This is a genomic window from Streptomyces sp. NPDC007205 (assembly GCF_040634095.1).
Taxonomy (GTDB): Bacteria; Actinomycetota; Actinomycetes; order Streptomycetales; family Streptomycetaceae; genus Streptomyces.
The window spans coordinates 1-22,761 of the sequence record NZ_JBEYEW010000026.1 but is presented as its reverse complement, the minus strand read 5'-3'; the positions used below and the strand labels follow the sequence as shown (position 1 = coordinate 22,761).

The window sequence follows — 22,761 nt, the reverse complement described above, 5'->3', positions numbered from 1 at the left end:
GTACTGCTTTTCTCGAGTTGTCGAGTTGCTGCTAGCTCGCCATGCGGCGGGCGGCGTCCTCCAGCCGGTCCGCGAGCGAGCCGTTGATGACCTCGTCACCGACCTGTACCCGGATCCCGCCGATCACGTCGGGGTCCACGTCCAGGTTGAGGTGCATCCGGCGGCCGTAGAGCTTCGCGAGGGCGTCGCCCAGGCGCTGCTTCTGCGGGTCGCTCAGCGGCACCGCCGAGGTGACGATCGCCACCAGACGGTCCCGGCGGTCGGCGGCGAGCTTGGACAGGGACTCCAGTCCCGCTTCCAGGCTACGTCCCCGCGGCGCGGTCACGAGGCGCGCGACCAGACGCTCGGTGGCGGGCTTGGCCCGTCCGCCCAGCAGCCGGTGCAGCAGCTCGGTCTTGGCCTGGCCGCCGGCGGCGCGGTCGGTGAGCGCCGCGCGCAGCTCGGTGTTCGAGGCGACGATCCGGCCGAACCGGAACAGCTCGTCCTCGACGTCGTCGAGAGTGCCCGTCTTCTCCGCGGCGGTGAGGTCGGCGATGCTCGCCAGCTCCTCCAGCGCGTCCACCAGGTCGCGGGACTGCGACCAGCGGGAGCGCGCCATCCCGGCCACCAGGTCCGCGGTCGCGCCGCCGACCTGGCCACCGATCAGACGCTCCACCAGCTGCGCCTTGGCCTCTGCGGGCTGCGCCGGGTCGGTGAGGACCCGGCGCAGGCCGGCCTCGCGGTCGAGCAGCGCGGTGACGGCCGCCAGCTCGTCGGCGAGCGAAGCGGCATCGACGGACGTGGAGTCCGTCAGCGCGTCGAGACGCTCACGTGCGGCTGCCAGGGCCTCGCGGCTCGCTCCGTTCATCGCGTGGCCTCGGCCTTCTCCTCGAGCTCGTCGAGGAAGCGGTCGATCACACGGCTCTGCCGGGCGTGGTCCTCAAGGGACTCACCGACGAGCTTGCCGGCCAGCTCCGTGGCGAGCGTGCCGACGTCCTGCCGGAGTGCCTGCGCGGCGGCCTTGCGGTCGGCCTCGATCTGGGCGTGACCGGCGGTGACGATCTCCTCGCGCTGCCGCTGGCCCTCGGCCCGCATCTCGGCGATGAGCGCGGCACCCTGCTCCTGCGCCTCCTGACGCAGGCGCGCGGCCTCGTGCCGGGCCTCGGCGAGCTGCGCCTTGTACTGCTCAAGGACGCTCTGGGCCTCCACCTTCATGGCGTCGGCCTCTTCGATACCGCCTTCGATCGCCGCGCGGCGCTCCTCCAGAACCTTGTTGATGTTCGGAAGCAGCTTCTTCCAGAAGAAGAAGAACACGATGGCGAAGGCGATGGTGCCGACGAGCAGCTCGGGGCCCTCGGGAACCAGCGGGTTCCCTCCATGCTCGGGGGCCGCCAGCTGAACCAGGTTGGCGATCACATCAGTGCCTTTCGTCGATTCGTGTCGGGTAAGGGGTGATTACTTACCGAACACGAACGGCATAACGATGCCGATCAGGGCGAGCGCCTCACAGAAGGCGAAGCCCAGGATCTGGTTGGCGCGGATCAGACCGGCCGCCTCGGGCTGGCGGGCCAGAGCCTGCGTGCCGTTGCCGAAGATGATGCCGACGCCGATGCCGGGGCCGATCGCGGCGAGGCCGTAACCGATCGAGCCGACGGAGCCGTGGACACCAGCGGTGGCGGCGAGGGTCTCAAGAGCAGCGGACATGCCGGTTCTTCCTTCTCTTTCATGGACCGGTGGGGGTTGGCCACCGGACGTCTGGGGGTTGGCGGAGGTGGTACGGCTCAGTGGTGCTCGGCGAGAGCGCCCTGAATGTAGGAGCAGGCCAGCAGCACGAAGACGTACGCCTGGACGGCCTGGACGAAGAGCTCGAAGAGGATCATGGCCATCGTCATCACGAAGGAGACGCCGGCGCCCACGACCAGCCAGCTGTTGAGCAGGTACCAGGAGGCCACGGTGAACATGACCAGCATCAGGTGACCGGCGAACATGTTGGCGAACAGTCGCACCGCGTGCGTGAACGGGCGGACCAGCAGGTTCGAGAAGAACTCGATGAGCATGACGAGCGGCAGCACGCCGCCGAGCGTCTTGTCGTAGCCCGTCACGTTCTTGAAGAAGCCGACGAAGCCGTGCCTCTTGAAGGTCAGCGAGACCCAGGTGATATAGACGATCGCGGCGAGCACCGCCGGGTACGCGATGATCGACGACACCGGGAACTGCGCCAGCGGGATCACGGACCAGACGTTCATGATCCAGACGAAGAAGAACAGCGAGACCATGAACGGGACGTACTTCTCGCCCTCGCGCTTGCCGAGGGTCTCATACACGATGCCGCGGCGCACGAAGTCGTAGCCGGCCTCGCCGACCATCTGCAGCTTGCCCGGGACGACCTTCGCCTTGCCGAAGGCGGCCCAGAAGAAGCCGACGATGAGCAGGGTGGTGATGAGCACGAGCAGCATCACCTTGTTGAACTCGAAGCCCCCGACGGTGACGAGGGGCTTGAACAGGAAGGACTGCAGGCCCGGGGCCGGGAAGCCGCACCCGTTGTCGGACATGATCCGACAACTCCAGTCAAAGGCGAGCTGGGTCTGGTCAGCACTCACCGCGGGCTCCTTCGGCATGACGCATGGGTACGGCAACCTCGTTGTGTCGGCGCGGCGCACGGCCGCGGATCGGCACCGGACTGGTGTTACGGATGTGGGGGCGGCTGGGGGGCTTCGAGCCTCGCCATTGAGCAGGCGTCAGCTCGGATGCCCGCGCCCGCGATGCCGCAGTTGGCACCGGACGATAGCAGGAGATCTCACAAGCCTTTATCCCGCCCCTACCCCTCACGACGACGGCCCTGTCTTCTGGGGCTTCTCGCTCTTCTCAGAGTCCGTGTCGATGTAGAAGATCTTGGCCTTGATGTGCGCACGAGCCTGCGCGGCCATCCACACGACGGTCGCGACGATGAGCGACACGGCGAACGTCTTCGCGTTGAAGAGAGAGGTGTCCTTGAAGACAGCGACGAAGATCAGGAGGAGCAGCAGCTGGGCGACGTAGAGCAACAGGCCCATCATCTGGAACAGCTGCGGGAGCGTTTTTGCCGTCCACTGCAGCACATAGAGGCCGATCCCCATGAACAGGATGGCCAGCACCGTGCCGACCGCCGCGCCGAGCGCACCCTTGCCCCCCGCGACCGCGGCGCTCACGGCGACGGCGATCGCGCCTGCAGCCACTGTGGGCACAGCGATCTGCAGAAGGTTCCGGGCGTCTTTGGACGGCATGGCGGCAACTCCGCTTTCACAAGGGGGCAGGGTGTCGTCATGGACGAGCGTAGTCCCGGGCTGAGTGATCGAGACCTCACACCAATGGACCGTCGCACTCAGGTCCTTCGGCTCTATCCGGGGTTCTCGTGAACCGTATCACAAACTATTTGATGAGGTCTTTACCTCGCAGGTGTGCTTGCTGTCACACATGAGAGTGACAGCGCGCGTATGTGCAGAAACCGCGCCCACTTGCCTGGTATTAGGGGCTTTGTACCCCCACGAGTTGGCAATGCTCTAGTCAGATTCTTACCCGGAACGGCTTACCGGCGATCAAGGAAACGCGAACGGGGGCCGATCGCCGTCGCCCCGTTGACGCCCGAAACCCCGGCGGTGACAGGGGCCCGTTCCTCGGTCTGCCGGGCCTCCGGCTCACCGGCCTCCATGGCCACGGCAGCGGCTTCCACGGCCCCACGCCGGCGGCGGTAGCGCGGCGGCACGAACTGCTGCGCCCAGAGGGGCACCCGCGGCGTGAAGCGCGGGAGCAGCAGCAGGACCAGTCCGACCGCGCTGAGGAAGACGATGCCGAGCACGATCCACATGGACGCCGAGTTCACCGAGTACGCCAGCGCGCCGAAGGCGATCAGCGCCGACCAGAAGTACATGATCAGCACCGCCCGGCTGTGCGAGTGGCCGATCTCCAGCAGCCGGTGGTGCAGATGGCCGCGGTCCGCGGCGAACGGCGACTGCCCGCGCCAGGTGCGGCGGACGATCGCGAGGACCAGGTCGGCGGTCGGCACCGCGATGATCGTCAGCGGGAGCAGCAGCGGGATGTAGACCGGCACGGTCTGGTGTACCGCCGCCTTCTCCGAACCCGCGTACAGGTTCAGAGCGTCCGGGTCGAGCTGGCCGGTGATCGAGATCGCGCCGGCCGCCAGCACCAGGCCGATCAGCATCGAGCCGGAGTCGCCCATGAAGATCCGCGCGGGGTGCATGTTGTGCGGCAGGAAGCCCAGGCACATGCCCATCAGGATCGCCGCGAAGAGCGTCGCCGGGGCGGCGGCCTCGATGCCGTACGACACCCAGACGCGGTAGGCGTACAGGAAGAACGCGGCCGCCGCGATGCAGACCATGCCGGCCGCGAGGCCGTCCAGGCCGTCCACGAAGTTCACCGCGTTGATCGTGATGACGACGAGCGCGACGGTCAGCAGCGTGCCCTGCCACTGGGTCAGCGCGACATTGCCGACGCCGGGGATGGGCAGCCACAGGATCGTCAGACCCTGGACGACCATCACGCCCGCGGCGATCATCTGGCCGCCCAGCTTGATCAGCGCGTCGATCTCGAACTTGTCGTCCAGGACGCCGATCAGCCAGATCAGGGCCGCGCCGGAGAGCAGGGCCCGCGGCTCGTTCGACTTCGCGAAGACCTCGTTGAGGTTGGTCAGGTGGTCCGCGACCAGCAGACCCGCGCACAGCCCGAAGAACATGGCGATACCGCCGAGGCGCGGAGTGGGCTCCCGGTGCACGTCACGTGCCCGGATCTCCGGCATCGCCCCGGCCACGATCGCGAACTTCCGTACCGGCCCTGTCAGCAGATACGTCACCGCGGCCGTGACACAGAGCGTCAGCAGGTATTCACGCACGGGCTTCCCCACAGGTTTCGCTGGCCATCACAGCCCCACACCCTAAGCGACGGACGTATAGGGATGGGGACTTCCGGGTAGCCACGATGGTTGCACGTGTGGCTGTGCAACAGGGCCCACATCGGGGTCCACGGGGACCCGCCTACCCCCGTTCACCCCGGATACGGCGGAAAACCGGCTGTGACGGCGCGCACCTCGTCCCGGACCGTGGCCGGACCGGTCTCGGCGCGCAGCACGGCCGCCATCAGCGCCGCGATCCGCACCATCTCCGGCTCCCCCATGCCCTGGGTGGTCACCGCGGCCGTGCCCAGGCGCAGACCGCGGCCGTCGCCGTGCGGCAGCGCACAGCAGTCCAGGACGATCCCGGCGGCGGCGAGCCGGCCGCGGGCGGTACGGCCGTCCACACCCAGCGGGGCCGGATCGGCGGTGATCAGATGGGTGTCCGTGCCTCCGGTGGTGACGGCGAGGCCCTCGGCGGCCAGGTGACCTGCCAGCACCCGGGCATTGGCGACCACCTGATGGGCGTAGGCGGCGAACGCCGGCGTTGCCGCCTCGCCGAACGCGACGGCCTTCGCGGCGATCGTGTGCATCTGCGCACCGCCCTGGGTGAACGGGAACACCGCCCGGTCGACGCGCTCGGCCAGTTCGCTCCCGCACAGGATCATCCCGCCGCGCGGCCCGCGCAGCACCTTGTGGGTGGTCGCGCACACGATGTCGGCGTACGGCACCGGGTTCGGCGCCGCTCCCCCGGCGACCAGGCCGATCGGATGCGCGGCGTCCGCGATCAGATAGGCCCCGACCTCGTCGGCGACCTCGCGGAAGAAGGCGTAGTCGAAGTGCCGCGGGTAGGCGATGGATCCGCAGACGATCGCCTTGGGCCGGTGGTTGCGGGCCAGGTGCCGCACCTGGTCGTGGTCGACGAGCCCGGTCTCGGCGTCCACCCCGTACCCCACGAAGTCGAACCAGCGCCCGGAGAAGTTCGCGGGCGAGCCATGGGTGAGGTGGCCGCCGTACGGCAGTCCGAGGGCCAGGACGGTGTCTCCGGGGCGCAGCAGGGCGGCATAGGCGGCCAGGACGGCCGAGGAGCCCGAGTGGGGCTGGACGTTGGCGTGGTCGGCGCCGAAGAGTTCCCTGGCCCGGTCGATGGCGGCGCGTTCGGCCACGTCGACGAGCTCGCAGCCGCCGTGGTGCCGGGCGCCGGGGTAGCCCTCGGCGTACTTGTTGGCGAGGGGCGAGCCGAGGGCGGCGAGCACGGCCGGCGAGCAGAAGTTCTCGGCGGCGATCAGCTGCAGGGTGGTCGATTGCCGGTCGAGTTCCGCGAGCAGGATCTCGGCCATCGCCGGGTCCTGCCGCCGCAGGACGTCGGTCTCTAGGGTATGGGTGACCGACATGGCGGGCTCCCGGGCGGTCGACGGTGACGTAACCCCAATGTAGGGCGGAGGTGCGCCGGGCGCGCGCCGCCGCGGCGAGTCGTTGCTACGCCCGCGCCGCCACGCCCGTCAGCGCCGTCACCACGGGGTCCAGCGCCTGGTGTATCTCGTCGCCGACGGAGCGGAAGAACGTCAGCGGGGCGCCGTAGGGGTCGTACACCTCGTCCGCCTCCGCGGTGGGTGCGAGCAGCCACCCGCGGAGCGCGGCGGCCGCCCGCACCAGTGCACGGGCGCGCAGCACCACACCGTCCTCCAGCGGCGGCAGCGTGGCCGGGTCTATCGCACGGACCAGGCGGGTGAACTCCTTCAGGGTGAAGGTACGCAGGCCCGCCGAGTGCCCCATCGAGATCACCTGCGCCCGATGGTCCCGCGTGGCCGTCAGCACCAGGTCGGCCTTGATCACATGCTCGTCGAGAAGTTCCCGGCCGAAGAAGCCGGAGGTGTCCGCACCGAACTCGGCCAGCACCGCCTCCGCGTTGGCCTCCATCGGGGCGCCCTCGTGACCCCAGGTGCCCGCGCTCTCCACGATCAGCCCGCCGCCGAGCACACCGAGCCGCTCCGCGACGAAATGCCGGGTCAGCCGCTCGGTGATGGGCGAGCGGCACACATTGCCGGTGCTGACGTGGAGGATGCGGAAGGTGTCGCGCGGGAGCCCCACGAACGTCGTCGTGATCTCCGCGGCACGCTCCCCGACGCCTATGCCACGCCCCGCGTCAGGGGCCGTCAATTCGCCACCTCGAGGTCGGGTACGACCTTCCGCAGCTCCTCCGGCGACAGCGCGCCCTCGCGCAGCAGCACCGGCACCCGGCCGGTGACGTCGACGATGGAGGACGGGACGTTGCCGGGGGTCGGGCCGCCGTCCAGGTAGACGGAGACGGAGTCGCCGAGCATCTCCTGCGCGGCGTCGCAGTCCTCCGGCGCCGGGTGGCCGGTGAGGTTGGCGGAGGAGACGGCCATCGGGCCGACCTCGGTCAGCAGCTCGATCGCGACGGGGTGCAGGGGCATGCGGACGGCCACCGTGCCGCGGGTGTCGCCGAGGTCCCACTGCAGGGACGGCTGGTGCTTGGCGACCAGCGTCAGGGCACCCGGCCAGAACGCGTCGACCAGTTCCCAGGCCAGCTCGGAGAAGTCCGTGACGAGGCCGTGCAGGGTGTTCGGGGAGCCGATGAGGACAGGGGTGGGCATGTTGCGGCCCCGGCCCTTGGCGGCGAGCAGGTCGGCGACCGCCTCCGAGGAGAAGGCGTCGGCGCCGATGCCGTACACCGTGTCGGTCGGCAGCACCACCAGCTCGCCCCGGCGGACGGCGGAAGCGGCCTCGCGCAGACCCGTCGCGCGGTCGGTCGCGTCGTTGGTGTCGTATCGCCGTGCCATTGAGCGGGCCTCCTCGTACACGTACTGCGGAATCGAAGTCATGGGGGCGGTCACGGCAGCGCCTTGCGGGCGGTCGCGAACCGGGGGCGGTTGTTGAGGTCGGGGTGGTCGGCCGCGTCGGCCCAGCCCCGCTCCTCGGTGAAGATCCACGGCACCTGGCCGCCCTGGGTGTCGGCGTGCTCGATCACGACGACCCCGCCGGGGCGGAGCAGACGGTGTGCGGTGCGTTCCAGGCCCCGGATCAGGTCGAGGCCGTCCTCTCCGGAGAACAACGCCAGCTCCGGGTCGTAGTCACGGGCCTCGGGGGCGACGTACTCCCACTCGGTGAGCGGGATGTACGGCGGGTTGGAGATGACCAGGTCGACCTGTCCGTCGAGGTCGGGGAAGGCGGTGAGGGCGTCCCCCTGGCGCAGGTCGACCCTGGACCCCGCCACGTTCTTCCGCGTCCACACCAGGGCGTCCTCGGACAGCTCCACGGCGTGCACGCGCGAGCGCGGGACCTCCTGGGCGAGGGCCAGCGCGATGGCGCCGGAGCCGGTGCACAGGTCGACGATGCACGGCTCGACGACGTCCATGGCGCGTACGGCGTCTATGGCCCAGCCGACCACGGACTCGGTCTCCGGCCGGGGCACGAAGACGCCCGGCCCGACCTGGAGTTCCAGGTAGCGGAAGTAGGCCCGGCCGGTGATGTGCTGCAGCGGCTCGCGCTGCTCACGCCGGGCGATGACCTCCCAGTACCGGGCGTCGAAGTCCGCGTCCTTCACGGAGTGCAGTTCGCCGCGCTTCACTCCGTGCACGAACGCGGCGAGCTCCTCCGCGTCGGTGCGCGGCGAGGGCACACCGGCGTCGGCCAGCCGCTGGGTGGCCTGGGCCACCTCCGCGAGCAGCAGGTTCACGCGAGTCCTCCGTGTCGTACTCGTACTTGGGCTCGTACGTGCGTACGTGTCTTACGCGGCGGCGAGCTTCGCCGCCGAGTCGGCGTCGACGCAGGCCTGGATGACCGCGTCGAGCTCGCCGTCCAGAACCTGGTCCAGGTTGTAGGCCTTGAAGCCGACACGGTGGTCCGAGATGCGGTTCTCCGGGAAGTTGTACGTGCGGATCTTCTCGGAGCGGTCGACCGTGCGGACCTGGCTGCGGCGGGCGTCGGCGGCCTCCCGCTCGGCCTCCTCCTGCGCGATGGCGAGCAGCCTGGAGCGCAGGATACGCAGAGCCTGCTCCTTGTTCTGCAGCTGGCTCTTCTCGTTCTGGCAGGAGGCGACGACGCCGGTCGGGAGGTGCGTGATGCGCACCGCGGAGTCGGTGGTGTTGACGGACTGGCCGCCCGGCCCGGAGGACCGGTAGACGTCGATCCGCAGGTCGTTCGGGTTGATCTCCACGTCGACCTCCTCGGCCTCGGGAGTCACGAGGACACCGGCGGCGGAGGTGTGGATACGGCCCTGGGACTCGGTGGCCGGCACGCGCTGCACGCGGTGCACACCGCCCTCGTACTTCAGCCGCGCCCACACGCCCTGGCCGGGTTCGAGCTGGCCGCGGGCCTTCACCGCGACCTGGACGTCCTTGTAGCCGCCCAGCTCGGACTCGGTGGCGTCGATGAGCTCCGTCTTCCAGCCGACGCGCTCGGCGTAGCGCAGGTACATGCGCAGCAGGTCGCCCGCGAAGAGGGCCGACTCGTCGCCGCCCGCGCCCGCCTTGATCTCCAGAATGACGTCCTTGTCGTCACTCGGGTCGCGCGGGACCAGCAGGAAGCGCAGCTTCTCCGTCAGTTCCTCGCGCTGCTTCTCCAGCTCCTTGACCTCGGCGGCGAAGTCGGGGTCGTCGGCCGCGAACTCACGCGCGGTCTCGACGTCGTCGCCGGTCTGCTTCCAGGAGCGGTACGTGGCGACGATCGGGGTCAGCTCGGCGTAGCGCTTGTTCAGCTTGCGCGCGTTCGCCTGGTCGGCGTGGACCGACGGGTCGGCGAGCTTCTTCTCCAGATCGGCGTGTTCGGCGACGAGTTCGTCGACGGCCTCGAACATCTTGGGCTCCTGTACTGCGAGGGAAGGGCTGGCGGGCGACCAAAAACGCCGGTCCCGGCGCACGCCTCGGTAGGGCGTACGGCCGTGGACCGGCGAATTGGGGCTCGCTACTTCTTGGAGCCGGCGGCCTTGCCGAAGCGGGCCTCGAAGCGGGCCACACGGCCACCGGTGTCGAGGATCTTCTGCTTGCCCGTGTAGAACGGGTGGCACTCGGAGCAGACCTCGGCGCGGATGGCGCCGCTGGAGATCGTGCTGCGGGTGGTGAACGACGCGCCACAGGTGCAGCTGACCTGCGTCTCGACGTACTCGGGGTGGATGTCGCGCTTCAAGGTGTCTCCTAGGTTTCGGGAGGGCGCCGGGTCGCTGCCGCGGGGTGCGGGAGCGTGAACCGGAGCCGACGTACCAGTCTGCCAGGACTGGTGCCATCCCCCAAAACCGGGGGCCACTGTTCTTTATTCCCCGAGGGGGTTGCGCGGTTCCCCGCGACCCTCAGCCGCTCACCACGCCCTTGGCCTCTCCCGAGGCCGTGCCCTTCGTGGCCGACTTCGGGATGGGCTGGTCCTTCTTCAGGGCGTCCCAGACCAGCTGGGCCTTCTGCTTCTCCATGAGCACGCGGTTGGGGTTGGCGGGGTCGTACCGGACCGGCATGGTGATCATGGTCATGTGCTTCGGGCCGATGCCCTTGAGGCCGTCCGCGAAGTCGATCAGGGAATTGACCGAGCCGAGGTCGGAGTCGGTGGTGACGGTCTTGGTGGCGGTGTCGGCGAGGTCGTACAGCCTCTTGGGGCTGGTGAAGACGCCGACGTGCTTGACCTGGCTGAGCAGCGCCTTGACGAAGGCCTGCTGGAGCTGGATGCGGCCCAGGTCGGAGCCGTCGCCGACGCCGTGCCGGGTGCGGACCAGGCCGAGGGCCTGCTGCCCGCTCAGGGTGTGGGTGCCGGCCGGCAGTTTCAGGTGGCTCTGCGGGTCGTCGATGTTCTTCGTCGTGGTGACCGGGACGCCGCCGAGGTCGTCGATGAGCTTCTGGAAGCCCGCGAAGTCGACCTCCAGGTAGTGGTCCATGCGGATGCCGGTGATCGACTCGACGGTCTTCACCGCGCAGGCCGCGCCGCCGGTGCCGTAGGCCTCGTTGAACATCGAGCCGGAGGCGGCCGGGTGCGGGGTGCCCTTGGTGTCGGTGCACCGGGGCCGGTCGACCAGGGTGTCGCGCGGGATGGAGACCACGCTGGCCTTCTTGTGGCCCCGGTAGACATGGACGATCATCGCCGTGTCGGAGCGGGCGCTGCCGTCGTCGGTGCCGCCGCCGAGCCTCTTGTTGGTGCCCGAGCGGGTGTCCGAGCCGAGGACCAGGATGTTCTCGGAGCCGTTGTCGAGCTTCGAGGGGCGGTCGTTGCCGAGGGCCTGGTCGATGTCGACGCTCTTGATGTTGCCGTTGAGCTTGAAGTACAGGTACCCGGCGCCCACACCGCCCAGCACCACCACACCGGCGGCGGTCCAGGCCGTGGCGAGCAGGGCCTTGCGGCGCGTGCTGCGGGCCTTGCGGCGGCGGCCCTTGCCTCGCGGGCGGGGACCGGTGTCGCCAGGCTCGGTTATGACGGGCTCCGGCGTGCTCTGGGCGGACAACATCGCTCCTAGGTCTCGTCGGTCGGTTACCCCCTGCTGTCAGGGTCAGGCGCGGGCAGTACCGCTCCATCGTCGCCCCGCTGGGTCAGACGGAGAAACTCGGGAAAGAGTTGCACAACGCAAAGTGCCCCTCGCGTAGGGCGAGGGGCACTCTGCGTGGTCGTTCCGTGCGAGCGTACGGCGCTCACCTGCGGCTTCAGCCCCAGAGGTCGTACGCCTGGAAGCCGGTGCCGACCGAGATCCTTGTGGCAAAGATCTCGCTTGTGGCCTTTCCGGTCCCCTTGTACAGGTACAGGGTGCCTGCCGGGGTGCGGGCCAGGAAGTCGGCCTTGCCGTCGCCGCTGATGTCGCCGACCGCGTCGAAGGCGTTGTAGCCGGTCCAGGCGCTGCGCACCTTGATCCGCGCGGAGAAGGCGCCGGAGCCGGACTTGCCGGTGCCCCTGTACAGGTACAGGTCGCCGGTGCCGGCCTGGCGGGCGAGCAGGTCGGCCTTGCCGTCGCCGGTGAGGTCGCCGTGTCCGCGCACCGAGTTGTACTGGCCCCAGCCGGTGCCGACCTCGACCCGGGAGCCGAAGGTGCCGTTGCCGTTGCCCGGGTAGAGCCACATCGTGCCGCCGGAGTCCACGGAGAGCACGTCGGGCCTGTAGTCGCCGGTGAGGTCGCCCGGGACGACGATCCGCTGGCGCGTCCCCCAGCCGCTGAATATCTTCGTCGTGGCCCAGGAACCGTCCGTGCGGGCGCTGTTGAGGACGAAGTGGTCCCAGTACACGTCACCGGTGGAGCCGACCCGGTAGACGAAGTCCTGGTAGCCGTCGCGGTCGAGGTCGGCCTGGAGCACCAGGTCGGCGCCGCTCCAGTCGCCCAGGGAGATCCGGGAGCCGAAGGAGCTGCCGGTGGAGTCCTTCTCGTAGCCGGTCTTCGTGGCGGAGCTGCGCACGAAGAGGTCGGCCTTGCCGTCGGTGTCGCTCAGGTTGGTGTCGTCGATCTGCGGATAGGCCGCGCCGACGTACGTGGAGACCTTGGTGAAGACGCTGTAGTAGCCCTTCTCCACGCAGTCCTTCACACCCCAGGAGACGACACCCACGATGCGGCCGCCCACCACGAGCGGTCCGCCGGAGTCACCGTTGCAGGTTGCCTGGGTACCGGTGTCGCTGCCGGACTGCGTGCCCGCGCAGACCATGTGCCCCGCGATGAATTCGCTGCCGTAGACCCCGCTGCAGGTGCTGTCGGCGTGGAGGGTCAGCGTGTCGGTCTTCAGCGTCTGGGAGATGTCGTCGCTGGTGGAGCTGGTGCGGCCCCAGCCGTAGACCGTGGCGCTGGTGCCGCCGGCATAGGAGGCGGTGTCGCCGGAGGTGGTCATCCGGATCGGCGTGGCGCTGACCGGGACGTCCAGGGTGAGGACGGCGATGTCGTTGTCGATGGTCGTCGCGCTGTACGACGGGTGGTTCCACTGGCGCAGGACGCCGGTGGCCTGGCCGCCGTGCAGGTCCGTGGTGCCGTCGGTGCCGGTGGTGGGCTGCCGGTCGGTGCCGGTGACGACGGTTCCGTGCTTGTTCCAGCTGTAGCCCTTGACGCAGTGCGCCGCGGTGAGGATCTTCGTCGGCGCCACGACCGAGCCGCCGCAGAAGAAGCCGACGTCGTCGCTGGTGTCGGTGGTGCCCTTGTCGTCGTAGTAGAAGAGCTGGGCCATCCAGGGCGCCGAGGAGATGGTGGTCTCGTTGCCACCGATGATCCCGGGCGACACGGCCGACGGGGTGCTGCCGCTCGTGCCCGACGAGCCGGTGGCGTCGGCGCCCGCGATCCGCTTCTCCAGGGTGGCCTGGGACGGCTGGCTGACGACGGGACTGCCGCTCGGCTTCGGCAACGCGGTGGCCGCACCGGCGGAGGCCGTCATCAGCGCGGCGGTGACGGCAGCGGCGACAGCGGCGGCAGCGAGGGGCAGACCGACGCGCATACGGCGTCTGTGCCGCCTGGGCAGGGGTGCGAGCAAGGAGTTCCCCCCAGGGAAAGGTGAGTAGAGCGGGGCGCCTGATGCGTCCCGTACCTCTCAGCGCCAAAAGGCCGCCCCCCGTCACTTGTGGACGAGGGGCGGCCTCTGGACTCACCTCAACGGCGCTCAGTCACCGTTGCCCGGCGTAGGCGTCGTCTTCTGAATCTGCATCAGGAACTCGGCGTTCGACTTCGTCTGCTTCATCTTGTCCAGCAGCAGCTCGACCGCCTGCTGCTGGTCGAGGGCGTGCAGCACCCGCCGCAGCTTCCAGACGATGCCCAGCTCCTCGGCGCCGAGGAGGATCTCTTCCTTACGGGTACCGGACGCGTCCACGTCCACCGCCGGGAAGATGCGCTTGTCCGCGAGCTTCCGGTCGAGCTTGAGCTCGGCGTTGCCCGTGCCCTTGAACTCCTCGAAGATCACCTCGTCCATGCGGGACCCGGTGTCCACGAGAGCCGTGGCCAGGATGGTCAGCGAACCGCCGTCCTCGATGTTCCGCGCCGCACCGAAGAACCGCTTCGGCGGGTACAGCGCGGTCGAGTCGACACCACCGGACAGGATGCGGCCGGAGGCCGGCGCGGCCAGGTTGTAGGCACGGCCCAGACGCGTGATGGAGTCCAGCAGCACGACCACGTCGTGGCCCAGCTCCACCAGTCGCTTGGCGCGCTCGATGGCGAGCTCGGCGACCGTGGTGTGGTCCTCGGCCGGGCGGTCGAAGGTCGAGGAGATGACCTCGCCCTTGACCGACCGCTGCATGTCGGTGACCTCTTCCGGACGCTCGTCGACAAGGACGACCATCAGGTGGCACTCGGGGTTGTTGTGCGTGATCGCGTTGGCGATCGCCTGCATGATCATGGTCTTACCGGTCTTCGGCGGGGCCACGATCAGACCGCGCTGGCCCTTACCGATCGGCGAGACCAGGTCGATGATGCGGGTGGTGAGCACGCCCGGGTCCGTCTCCAGGCGGAGGCGGTCCTGCGGGTACAGCGGGGTCAGCTTGTTGAACTCCGGGCGGCCACGGCCGTGTTCGGGCGCCATGCCGTTGACGGAGTCGAGGCGGACCAGCGCGTTGAACTTCTCGCGCCGCTCGCCGTCCTTGGGCTGGCGGACCGCACCGGTGACGTGGTCACCCTTGCGCAGGCCGTTCTTGCGGACCTGGGCGAGGGAGACGTACACGTCGTTCGGACCGGGCAGGTACCCCGACGTACGGATGAAGGCGTAGTTGTCGAGGATGTCCAGAATGCCCGCGACCGGGATCAGGACGTCGTCCTCGGCGAGCTGCGGCTCGGCGGCGATGTCGTCGCGGCCACGACGGCCCCGGCGGTCGCGGTAGCGCCCCCGACGGCCACGGCGGCCGCCCTCGAAGTCGTCGTCGTCCTGCTGGCGGTCCGTGCGGCCGCCCTGCTGCTGGCCCTGCTGCGGACGCTGCTGGCCGCCCTGCTGGTCGTCGCCCTTGTTACGGCGGTCGCGGTCACGGTCACGGTCGCGGTCGCGGTCGCGGTCACGGCCGCGCTCACGGCGGTCGCGGCGGCCACGGCCCTCGCCGTCACCGGCGTCGCCCTTGGCCTCGCCCTGCTGCGACTGCTGCACGGACGCCTCGGCCTTGGGCTCGGCCTTCGCCTCGGCGGCCACGGTCTCGGCGCCGCTCGCGGTCGGGCTGCCCGCCTCGGCGGTGGCACGGCGGCGACGGCGCTCGGTCGGGGCGTCGTCGGAGGCCGGCTGGCCGGGGATCTCGATCTGCTGCTGGGCCACGGCCTTCTCGGCGGGGGCCTCGGCCTTCTTCTCGCCGTCGGCGGCCTCACCCGTACGGGCCTTGGAGGTGGCGCGGCGCTTGGGCTTGGTCTCGGCGGCGGCCTCGGCCTTGGGGGCGGCTCCCCCGGCGGCCTGCGCCTCCTTGATGACCTCGATCAGCTGGCTCTTGCGCATCCGCGCGGTGCCCCTGATACCGAGGCCCGAGGCGACCTGCTGCAGCTCGGCCAGCACCATGCCCTCGAGGCCGGTACCGCGGCGCCGCCGGGAGCCGGCACCGGTGGCAGGCGCGGAGGCGTCCGTGGCGGGCGCGGCAGCGGTCTCCTCGACACGTGCGCCCATCAGATCGGTGGTGTCGCTCACGAAGGGTCCTTCCCTGGAGCGGACGTCGGCCTGTCTGGCTCGGCGACCGGTTGTGCTGTCCGGCTACGGTCCTGTCTTCCGTGAACCGTGCCGGGGCGGTGGTCCGCCAAAGCGGCGGAGGAAATGTGCGGTGATTGGCGCTTCCGCGAGCCGTGGCACCCAGTGTCACGTGGCGTGGTAGCACCGATTCCGGAGCGTGCCCAGTGGCCTGCTCAGTGTCCGCATACGACGTACTGCCCAGGTGCGGCGTACGGAACACGGAGTGGCGTGGGAGGCTCCCGGAGGGATGTCTGTCCCGGACTGGGACACGAGGCACCTCGCCATGGTGGGGTCGGGTGCAGACTTGAGGTTAACACTACCGGATCCAACAAACATTCCCCCTCTCCAAATCCGGCAACCGTGTGTCAGGTCGCAAGCGGCAGCACGCTCGCTCCCTGCAGGTCAAGGCTCAGCCGGTTGGCGGCCCAGTCGGCGCCGGCCAGGGTCTCCACCTTGTCGGCGGTGCCGGCGTCGGCGAGGGCCATGACGGTGGGCCCGGCGCCCGAGATGACGGCCGGGACGCCCTCGGCGCGCAGCCGCTCCACCAGCGCGGTGCTCTCCGGCATGGCCGGGGCGCGGTACTCCTGGTGGAGGCGGTCCTCGGTGGCGGGCAGCAGCAGCTCGGGGCGCCGGGTGAGGGCCTCGACGAGCAGGGCGGCACGGCCCGCGTTGACGGCGGCGTCGACGTGCGGCACGGTGCGCGGCAGCAGGCCGCGCGCGGTCTCGGTCAGGACCGGCTTTCCGGGCACGAAAACCACCGGAACGATGGAATTGCTGGGCTCCATCCTGATCGCCCGGGCGGCGCCGGACTCCATCCAGGACAGGGTGAAGCCGCCGAGCAGACACGCGGCCACGTTGTCCGGGTGGCCCTCGATCTCGGTGGCCAGTTCCAGCAGCGCCGCGTCGTCCAGACGGGCCTCGCCGCCTATGGTCACGGCGCGGGCGGCGACGATGCCGGCGCAGATCGCGGCGGAGGAGGAACCGAGGCCCCGACCGTGCGGAATGCGGTTGGCGCAGACGATTTCCAGGCCGCGGGGCTGTCCGCCCAGCAGGTCGAAGGCGGTGCGCAGGGAGCGGACGAGCAGGTGAGACTCGTCACGCGGGAGGGTCTCGCTGCCCTCCCCCGCGATGTCGATGTGCAGCCCGGAGTCGGCCACCCGGACGACCACGTCGTCGTAGAGCCCCAGCGCGAGGCCGAGGGCGTCGAAGCCCGGGCCGAGATTGGCGCTGGTGGCGGGAACGCGCACCCGGACGGCGGCGGCGCGGAACGCTGGACCGGCCATCGCTCGTTGACTCTCCTTGAGCTGCGTGACTGTCGAAGACATTCGATACGTACGGGGAGACCCTCCGGCCGCGCAGACGGCGCGACATCACCCGTGTGCGCAGCCATATGCAAGGCATATGCAACGGGCGGGTTCGGTACAGCCTATCGAAGGAAGGTTCTGTGGCGACATAGGGCGCACAGGAGGCGCACGATGCGTGTCGTAAGCCCCCTGTGCACCCGCCGCAGGGATCGCCGCCTGTCAGCGGCTGTCCCCGCGGCTGTCAGGGCCGGTCAGGCGAGGCCGAGGCGCTCGGCCGCGGCGGCCGCGTCGACCGGGACGGTGACCGGCTGCGGGGCGCCGGCGACGGCCCAGTCGGGGTCCTTCAGACCGTTGCCGGTGACCGTGCACACGATCCTCTGGCCCGGGTCGACCCTGCCCTGCTCGGCGGCCTTCAGCAGACCGGCCACGGAGGCGGCCGAGGCAGGCTCCACGAAGACGCCCTCCTGCGCCGCCAACAGGCGGTAGGCGCGCAGGATTTCACGGTCCGTCACCTCGTCGATGACACCACCGGACTCGTCCCGGGCCTGCAGCGCGTACTGCCAGGAGGCCGGGTTGCCGATGCGGATGGCGGTGGCGATGGTCGAGGGGTCCTTCACGACCTCGCCGCGCACGATCGGGGCGCTGCCGGAGGCCTGGAAGCCCCACATCCGGGGCGTCCTGGAGGCGATGCCGTCGGCGGCGTACTCCTGGTAGCCCTTCCAGTAGGCGGTGATGTTGCCCGCGTTGCCGACCGGGAGGACGTGGATGTCGGGCGCGTCGCCGAGCATGTCCACGATCTCGAAGGCGGCCGTCTTCTGGCCCTCGATACGCACCGGGTTGACCGAATTGACCAGCGCCACCGGGTAGTTATCGCTCAGCGAGCGGGCGAGGGTGAGGCAGTCGTCGAAGTTTCCGTCGACCTGGAGGATCTTCGCGCCGTGCACGAGGGCCTGGCCCATCTTGCCGAGCGCGATCTTGCCCCGCGGCACGAGAACGGCCGAAACCATACCGGCCCGCACGGCGTAGGCGGCGGCGGAGGCCGACGTGTTGCCCGTGGAGGCGCAGATGACGGCCCTGGCCCCCTCCTCCTTGGCCTTGGAGATGGCCATGGTCATACCGCGGTCCTTGAAGGAGCCGGTGGGGTTGGCCCCCTCCACCTTCAGGTGGACCTCACAGCCCGTGCGCTCGGAGAGCACCTGCGCGGGCACGAGGGGCGTGCCGCCCTCGCGGAGCGTCACGACCGGCGTGGTGTCGGATACCGGCAGCCGGTCCCGGTACTCCTCGATGATTCCGCGCCACTGGTGGGTCATTGCTGGTTACTCTCCTTCAACCCGCATGATGCTGGCGACACCCCGCACGGTGTCGAGCTTGCGCAGCGCCTCGACGGTCCCGGTGAGGGAGGCGTCGGACGCGCGGTGGGTGACGACGACGAGGGAGGCCTCGCCGTCCTTGCCCTGCTGGCGCACCGTATCGATCGACACTCCGTGCTCGGCGAACACGGTCGCGACCTGGGCGAGAACACCCGGTTTGTCCGCGACGTCGAGGCTGATGTGGTAGCGCGTGACGACCTCGCCCATGGGCGAGACGGGCAGGGCGGCGTACGCCGACTCACCGGGCCCCGTTGCGCCGTTGAGCCGGTTGCGGCAGACGGCGACGAGGTCGCCGAGCACGGCGGAGGCGGTCGGGGAACCGCCGGCGCCGGGGCCGTAGAACATCAGCTGCCCGGCGGCGTCGCTCTCCACGAAGACGGCGTTGTACGCGCCGCGCACGGAGGCGAGCGGATGGGTCAGCGGAATCATGGCGGGGTGCACCCGGGCGGTCACCGACCCGCCGTCCGCGGCCCGCTCGCAGATGGCGAGCAGCTTGATGGTGCAGCCCATCTCCTTCGCCGAGCCGAAGTCGGCGGCGGTGACCTCGGTCATGCCCTCGCGGTAGACGTCGTCGAGGCGCACGCGCGTGTGGAAGGCGATCCCGGCGAGGATGGCGGCCTTGGCGGCGGCGTCGAACCCTTCGACGTCGGCGGTCGGATCGGCTTCCGCATACCCGAGCGCGGTGGCCTCGTCGAGCGCCTCCTGGTACCCGGCGCCCGTCGAGTCCATCTTGTCGAGGATGAAGTTGGTCGTCCCGTTGACGATCCCGAGCACCCGGTTGACCTTGTCCCCGGCGAGGGACTCGCGCAGCGGGCGGATCAGCGGGATGGCGCCGGCGACGGCGGCCTCGTAGTAGAGGTCCCTGCCGTGCTCCTCGGCGGCGGCGTGCAGGGCGGCGCCGTCCTGGGCGAGCAGGGCCTTGTTGGCGGAGACGACGGAGGCGCCGTGCTCGAAGGCGGTGGTGATGAGGGAACGGGCGGGTTCGATCCCCCCGATCACCTCCACCACGACATCAATGTCCCCGCGTTTGACGAGGGCGGTGGCGTCGGTGGTGACGAGTTCCGCCTGGATCCCCTCACGGACCTTGGAGGGCCGTCGTACGGCGACCCCGGCCAGCTCCACCGGGGCCCCGATCCTGGCGGCGAGGTCGTCGGCGTGCGTCGTCATGATGCGCGCCACCTCTGAGCCGACCACTCCACAGCCCAGCAGCGCCACCTTCAGCGGACGCGTACGCATCATCCGACCTCGTTTCCTCATACCGTCTACGGTTGCACCAGTCTCACTCACCGGACGGGAGTTTCTACCCTTCGTCCGGATCGTGAGACATCTATTTCATTTGTACGGGACCGGAAGACCGTAGATCTTCCGGCCCTGGATCTCGCGACCCTGGATGTAGCCGGCCCTTGATCTACCGGCCCTTGATCTTCCGGCCCTGGGTCCTCCGGCCGTGCGCAGGGGTTATCCGACGTCGAGACGCAGGAGGTCCTCCTCCGTCTCACGCCGGACGATCACCCGGGCCTCGCCGTCCTTCACGGCGACGACGGGCGGCCGGAGCACATGGTTGTAGTTGCTGGCCATGGACCTGCAGTACGCGCCCGTGGCCGGTACGGCGATCAGGTCGCCCGGCGCCAGGTCGGCGGGCAGGAACGCGTCCTTGACCACGATGTCCCCGCTCTCGCAGTGCTTGCCGACGACACGCGCGAGCATCGGCTCGGCGTCACTGCTGCGCGAGACGAGGGCGACGCTGTACTCGGCGTCGTACAGCGCGGTCCGGATGTTGTCGGACATACCGCCGTCGACCGACACATACGTCCGCAGCCCGTCCAGCGGCTTGACCGTGCCGACCTCGTAGAGCGTGAAGGCGGTCGGGCCGACGATGGCGCGCCCGGGCTCGACGGAGATGCGGGGCGTCCGCAGCCTGGCGGCGTCACACTCGCGGTTGACGATCTCCGTCAGCGCCTTGGCGATCTCATGCGGTTCACGCGGATCGTCGCCACTGGTGTAAGCGATCCCGAGCCCACCGCCGAGATCGATCTCGGGCAGCTCGACCCCGTGCTCGTCCCGGATGTCCTTGAGCAGCCCGACGACGCGATGCGCGGCGACCTCGAAGCCCGACATGTCGAAGATCTGCGACCCGATGTGGGAGTGAATGCCGATCAGCTCCAGCCCGTCGAGCTGCAGCGCCCTCCGCACGGCCTCGGCGGCCTGCCCGCCGGCCAGCGGAATCCCGAACTTCTGATCCTCATGGGCGGTGGCGATGAACTCGTGCGTGTGCGCCTCGACACCCACGGTGATCCGAATCTGGACCTTCTGCCGCTTGCCCAGGGCCTGCGCGATGTGGGCGACCCGCACGATCTCCTGGAAGGAGTCGAGCACGATCCGCCCGACACCTGCCTCTACGGCGCGGCGGATCTCCTCGGGGGACTTGTTGTTGCCGTGGAAGGCGATGCGCTCGGCGGGCATCCCGGCGGACAGCGCGGTGGCCAGCTCCCCGCCCGAGCACACATCCAGGTTGAGCCCCTCCTCGTGCAGCCACCGCACGACGGCACGGGACAGGAACGCCTTCCCGGCGTAGAACACATCGGCGTCGCCGCCGAACGCGGTACGCCACGCACGCGCGCGTGACCGGAAATCGGCCTCGTCGAGGATGTAGGCAGGCGTGCCGTACAACTCGGCGAGCCGGGTGACGTCGACGCCGCCGACGGTGACGACCCCGTCGGCGTCGCGCGCGACGGTCTGGGCCCAGACCTTCTGGTCCAGGGCGTTGAGGTCGGCGGGCGGCGCGGAGTAGTGCCCCTCGGGCAGGACGTCGGCGTGACGGGGCCCGGCGGGGTGGGCGGAACGGCTCATGACGTGGCTCTCAGACTCTCTGTCTCTCTCCGGGGCGCATCTACTCTGGGGCCCTCAGAGGTGTTCGGGTGCGTCGATGCCGAGCAGGGACAGGCCACCGGCCAGCACCGTCCCGGCGGCTTCGGCGAGGGCGAGCCGGGCACGGTGGGCGGCCGAGGGTTTCTCCTCGCCGCAGGGAAGCACGGAGGGCAGGAAGGGCAGCACGGCATCGGCAAGGGTGACGAGATGCCGGGCAAGCCGGTCCGGGGCACGGTGGGTGGCGGCCGCGGTGAGGATGCGGGGGTGGTCGGCGAGGGAGGTGAGGAGGCGGCGGGTGTCGGGGGTGGCAGGACCCCGGGGGCCCGTGCTGCCGGGAACGGCAGGGGCGCGGGGGGCGGTGTCGGGGGTGGCAATGCTCTGGGTGGCGGTGTCGGGGATGACAAGGCTCTGGGTGCCGGAGGTGACAAGGCCCCCGGTGCCGGTGTTGTGGGGGGTGACAAGGCCCTGGGTGCCGGTGTCGGGGGTGACAGGACTCTGGGTGCCGGAGGCGACAAGGCCCCCGGTGCCGGTGTTGTGGGGGGTGACAAGGCTCTGGGTGCCGGTGTCGCGGGTGACAGGAGTCTGGGTGCTGGAGGTGACAAGGCACCGGGTGTCGGGGATGACGTGGCCCCCGACGTCGCCCATGGGGCCGGGGCCGGCAGCGTCCGCGCCCGCGCCCGCGCCCGCACCACCAGGATCGGCGGCAGCCACGGGACCGAGATCGACAGCAGCCGCGCCGCCAGGATGGGAGGCACCCGCGAGACCGGGAGCCCCGTCCCCCGCGAGACCGGGAGCCCCGTCCCCCACGGGACCGGGTTCGGCGGTGAAGCCCAGGCGGGCGGCGTTCCGGCTGAGGGATCGGATACGGGCGTGGGCGTACCGCACCCGGAACAGCGGATTGCTCTCCCGCTGGACGAGATGGTCGGCGGTGATCCTCGGCCGGTCGTGCGGCGCCGGATGGAGCAGGGCCCACCGGGCGGCGTCGGCGCCGAGCGGAGCGGGGTCCTCCGGGGCCGGCACGGGCCGCAGATTGACGGGCTCCCCATGCTCGACGGTGGCCCGGCCGCCCTGCGTACCGACGATCCGCACGACGGCGTCGGCGACGACCTCGGCCCGCACCTCGTACGGCACCCGCAGCGCGACGACCTGCCCGGCGAGGGCGTCACCGTGCCCGTAGGCGGCACCACGGGCCCGGATCTCCCGGACGAGCCCGGTGACGGGGTCGGCCTGCGCGTCGAGGCTGATGTTGAGAAAGCCGGGCCCGCTGACGACGACGTCCCGGATACCGTCGGCGCCGGCGAGCCGGGGCCGCAGAATCTCGGCGACCCGCAGCGGCGACTGCCCGGCCGACCGGGCGAGCTGCAGCGCGACGTTGGTGGCGAAGTCCCCACACCCTCCGGGCCCCGGCTCGGTCACCACGACCCGCTCGGGCACGGTCACACTCAGCTCCCCGTCATCGACAGCACGACGCACCGCGCGCAGCACGGTGCGGGACAGCTCGACGGGGGTCACGGGACAAGCGTAGGGGAGGGAGGGGGTGGGTAGGCGAGGCGGTTCTCACTGTGGGACGGCCGACGGACGGCAGCCCTCGCTTCACCACACGCCGCACTTACTGCTCAGCACACGCCGCACATACTGCGGCCAGGTGACACCGGCGAGCCGCCCAAGCCACCAACCGCCCTAGATGTATTGACCTGAAGCGTTGTTCACACGGCTGATCGGTGGGTGGCCGCCGAGTGCGGTGTGGCAGCGGTGGTGGTTGTAGGTGTGGAGGA

At 70.1% G+C, this 22,761-nt stretch carries 20 protein-coding genes; all 20 read right to left on the bottom strand.

The genetic code is table 11. The annotated features are described in order from the left end of the window. Window positions 1-31: 31 nt before the first annotated feature. The 20 genes from ABZ624_RS31265 to nrtL all read right to left on the bottom strand — a co-directional run bounded on the left by ABZ624_RS31265 (window position 32) and on the right by nrtL (window position 22,498). A complete protein-coding gene (locus ABZ624_RS31265) occupies window positions 32-847 on the bottom strand; it encodes a F0F1 ATP synthase subunit delta (protein ID WP_360096394.1) in 816 nt (271 codons plus the stop codon). Further along, window positions 844-1,395 carry a F0F1 ATP synthase subunit B gene (locus ABZ624_RS31260; protein ID WP_360096391.1) on the bottom strand — a complete coding sequence of 184 codons (552 nt, stop codon included), beginning with the start codon at window positions 1,393-1,395 and terminating at the stop codon, window positions 844-846. Before ABZ624_RS31260 ends, ABZ624_RS31265 begins: the two co-directional genes overlap by 4 nt. 39 nt (window positions 1,396-1,434) lie before the next feature. Then, the gene (gene atpE / locus ABZ624_RS31255; protein ID WP_023546735.1) at window positions 1,435-1,683 is read right to left on the bottom strand and encodes an ATP synthase F0 subunit C; all 249 of its coding nucleotides are present in this window, start codon (window positions 1,681-1,683) and stop codon (window positions 1,435-1,437) included. A 77-nt stretch (window positions 1,684-1,760) separates the two neighbouring features. Further along, on the bottom strand, window positions 1,761-2,531 hold the full coding sequence (gene atpB / locus ABZ624_RS31250; protein WP_360096610.1) for a F0F1 ATP synthase subunit A: 771 nt from the start codon (window positions 2,529-2,531) through the stop codon (window positions 1,761-1,763). A 273-nt stretch (window positions 2,532-2,804) separates the two neighbouring features. After that, a complete protein-coding gene (locus tag ABZ624_RS31245) occupies window positions 2,805-3,242 on the bottom strand; it encodes a hypothetical protein (protein ID WP_360096388.1) in 438 nt (145 codons plus the stop codon). A gap of 302 nt (window positions 3,243-3,544) precedes the next feature. Next, window positions 3,545-4,864 carry an MraY family glycosyltransferase gene (locus ABZ624_RS31240; protein WP_360096385.1) on the bottom strand — a complete coding sequence of 440 codons (1,320 nt, stop codon included), beginning with the start codon at window positions 4,862-4,864 and terminating at the stop codon, window positions 3,545-3,547. A 152-nt stretch (window positions 4,865-5,016) separates the two neighbouring features. After that, on the bottom strand, window positions 5,017-6,255 hold the full coding sequence (gene glyA, locus ABZ624_RS31235) for a serine hydroxymethyltransferase (protein ID WP_360096383.1): 1,239 nt from the start codon (window positions 6,253-6,255) through the stop codon (window positions 5,017-5,019). 85 nt (window positions 6,256-6,340) lie between these two features. Continuing rightward, window positions 6,341-7,021: a protein-tyrosine-phosphatase gene (locus tag ABZ624_RS31230; RefSeq protein WP_360096380.1), complete on the bottom strand. Its 681-nt coding sequence runs from the start codon at window positions 7,019-7,021 to the stop codon at window positions 6,341-6,343. Further along, window positions 7,018-7,665: an L-threonylcarbamoyladenylate synthase gene (locus ABZ624_RS31225; RefSeq protein ID WP_351238019.1), complete on the bottom strand. Its 648-nt coding sequence runs from the start codon at window positions 7,663-7,665 to the stop codon at window positions 7,018-7,020. Before ABZ624_RS31225 ends, ABZ624_RS31230 begins: the two co-directional genes overlap by 4 nt. A 50-nt stretch (window positions 7,666-7,715) precedes the next feature. Further along, entirely contained in the window at window positions 7,716-8,561 is an 846-nt protein-coding gene (prmC, locus tag ABZ624_RS31220; protein ID WP_351238021.1) for a peptide chain release factor N(5)-glutamine methyltransferase, read from the bottom strand. Window positions 8,562-8,612: 51 nt separating this feature from the next. After that, window positions 8,613-9,680: a peptide chain release factor 1 gene (gene prfA, locus ABZ624_RS31215; protein WP_360096377.1), complete on the bottom strand. Its 1,068-nt coding sequence runs from the start codon at window positions 9,678-9,680 to the stop codon at window positions 8,613-8,615. Window positions 9,681-9,787: 107 nt separating this feature from the next. Further along, on the bottom strand, window positions 9,788-10,009 hold the full coding sequence (rpmE, locus tag ABZ624_RS31210) for a 50S ribosomal protein L31 (protein ID WP_145867232.1): 222 nt from the start codon (window positions 10,007-10,009) through the stop codon (window positions 9,788-9,790). Between the two features lie 160 nt (window positions 10,010-10,169). After that, window positions 10,170-11,303 (bottom strand): LCP family protein, encoded by a 1,134-nt coding sequence (locus ABZ624_RS31205; RefSeq protein ID WP_360096607.1) that lies wholly within the window; start codon window positions 11,301-11,303, stop codon window positions 10,170-10,172. Between the two features lie 196 nt (window positions 11,304-11,499). Beyond that, window positions 11,500-13,257, bottom strand: coding sequence for a trypsin-like serine protease (locus ABZ624_RS31200; RefSeq protein ID WP_360096374.1), 1,758 nt, complete (start codon window positions 13,255-13,257; stop codon window positions 11,500-11,502). Between the two features lie 162 nt (window positions 13,258-13,419). Continuing rightward, a complete protein-coding gene (gene rho, locus ABZ624_RS31195) occupies window positions 13,420-15,405 on the bottom strand; it encodes a transcription termination factor Rho (protein WP_360096371.1) in 1,986 nt (661 codons plus the stop codon). A gap of 404 nt (window positions 15,406-15,809) precedes the next feature. Next, window positions 15,810-16,727, bottom strand: coding sequence for a homoserine kinase (thrB, locus tag ABZ624_RS31190; RefSeq protein ID WP_360096368.1), 918 nt, complete (start codon window positions 16,725-16,727; stop codon window positions 15,810-15,812). Between the two features lie 272 nt (window positions 16,728-16,999). After that, entirely contained in the window at window positions 17,000-18,058 is a 1,059-nt protein-coding gene (gene thrC / locus ABZ624_RS31185) for a threonine synthase (protein WP_360096365.1), read from the bottom strand. A gap of 6 nt (window positions 18,059-18,064) precedes the next feature. Beyond that, window positions 18,065-19,357: a homoserine dehydrogenase gene (locus tag ABZ624_RS31180; protein WP_360096362.1), complete on the bottom strand. Its 1,293-nt coding sequence runs from the start codon at window positions 19,355-19,357 to the stop codon at window positions 18,065-18,067. A 219-nt stretch (window positions 19,358-19,576) separates the two neighbouring features. Then, the gene (gene lysA, locus ABZ624_RS31175) at window positions 19,577-20,968 is read right to left on the bottom strand and encodes a diaminopimelate decarboxylase (RefSeq protein WP_360096359.1); all 1,392 of its coding nucleotides are present in this window, start codon (window positions 20,966-20,968) and stop codon (window positions 19,577-19,579) included. A 54-nt stretch (window positions 20,969-21,022) separates the two neighbouring features. Then, window positions 21,023-22,498: an ArgS-related anticodon-binding protein NrtL gene (gene nrtL, locus ABZ624_RS31170; protein WP_360096356.1), complete on the bottom strand. Its 1,476-nt coding sequence runs from the start codon at window positions 22,496-22,498 to the stop codon at window positions 21,023-21,025. Between the last annotated feature and the right edge of the window lie 263 nt (window positions 22,499-22,761).

Coding starts and splice junctions, on each gene's coding strand:
- ABZ624_RS31265 (WP_360096394.1), bottom strand. CDS start 847: ATGAACGGAGCGAGCCGCGAGGCCCTGGCAGCCGCACGTGAGCGTCTC.
- atpE (WP_023546735.1), bottom strand. CDS start 1,683: ATGTCCGCTGCTCTTGAGACCCTCGCCGCCACCGCTGGTGTCCACGGC.
- atpB (WP_360096610.1), bottom strand. CDS start 2,531: ATGTCCGACAACGGGTGCGGCTTCCCGGCCCCGGGCCTGCAGTCCTTC.
- ABZ624_RS31245 (WP_360096388.1), bottom strand. CDS start 3,242: ATGCCGTCCAAAGACGCCCGGAACCTTCTGCAGATCGCTGTGCCCACA.
- glyA (WP_360096383.1), bottom strand. CDS start 6,255: ATGTCGGTCACCCATACCCTAGAGACCGACGTCCTGCGGCGGCAGGAC.
- ABZ624_RS31225 (WP_351238019.1), bottom strand. CDS start 7,665: ATGGCACGGCGATACGACACCAACGACGCGACCGACCGCGCGACGGGT.
- prfA (WP_360096377.1), bottom strand. CDS start 9,680: ATGTTCGAGGCCGTCGACGAACTCGTCGCCGAACACGCCGATCTGGAG.
- ABZ624_RS31200 (WP_360096374.1), bottom strand. CDS start 13,257: ATGCGCGTCGGTCTGCCCCTCGCTGCCGCCGCTGTCGCCGCTGCCGTC.
- thrB (WP_360096368.1), bottom strand. CDS start 16,727: ATGGCCGGTCCAGCGTTCCGCGCCGCCGCCGTCCGGGTGCGCGTTCCC.
- thrC (WP_360096365.1), bottom strand. CDS start 18,058: ATGACCCACCAGTGGCGCGGAATCATCGAGGAGTACCGGGACCGGCTG.
- ABZ624_RS31180 (WP_360096362.1), bottom strand. CDS start 19,357: ATGATGCGTACGCGTCCGCTGAAGGTGGCGCTGCTGGGCTGTGGAGTG.
- lysA (WP_360096359.1), bottom strand. CDS start 20,968: ATGAGCCGTTCCGCCCACCCCGCCGGGCCCCGTCACGCCGACGTCCTG.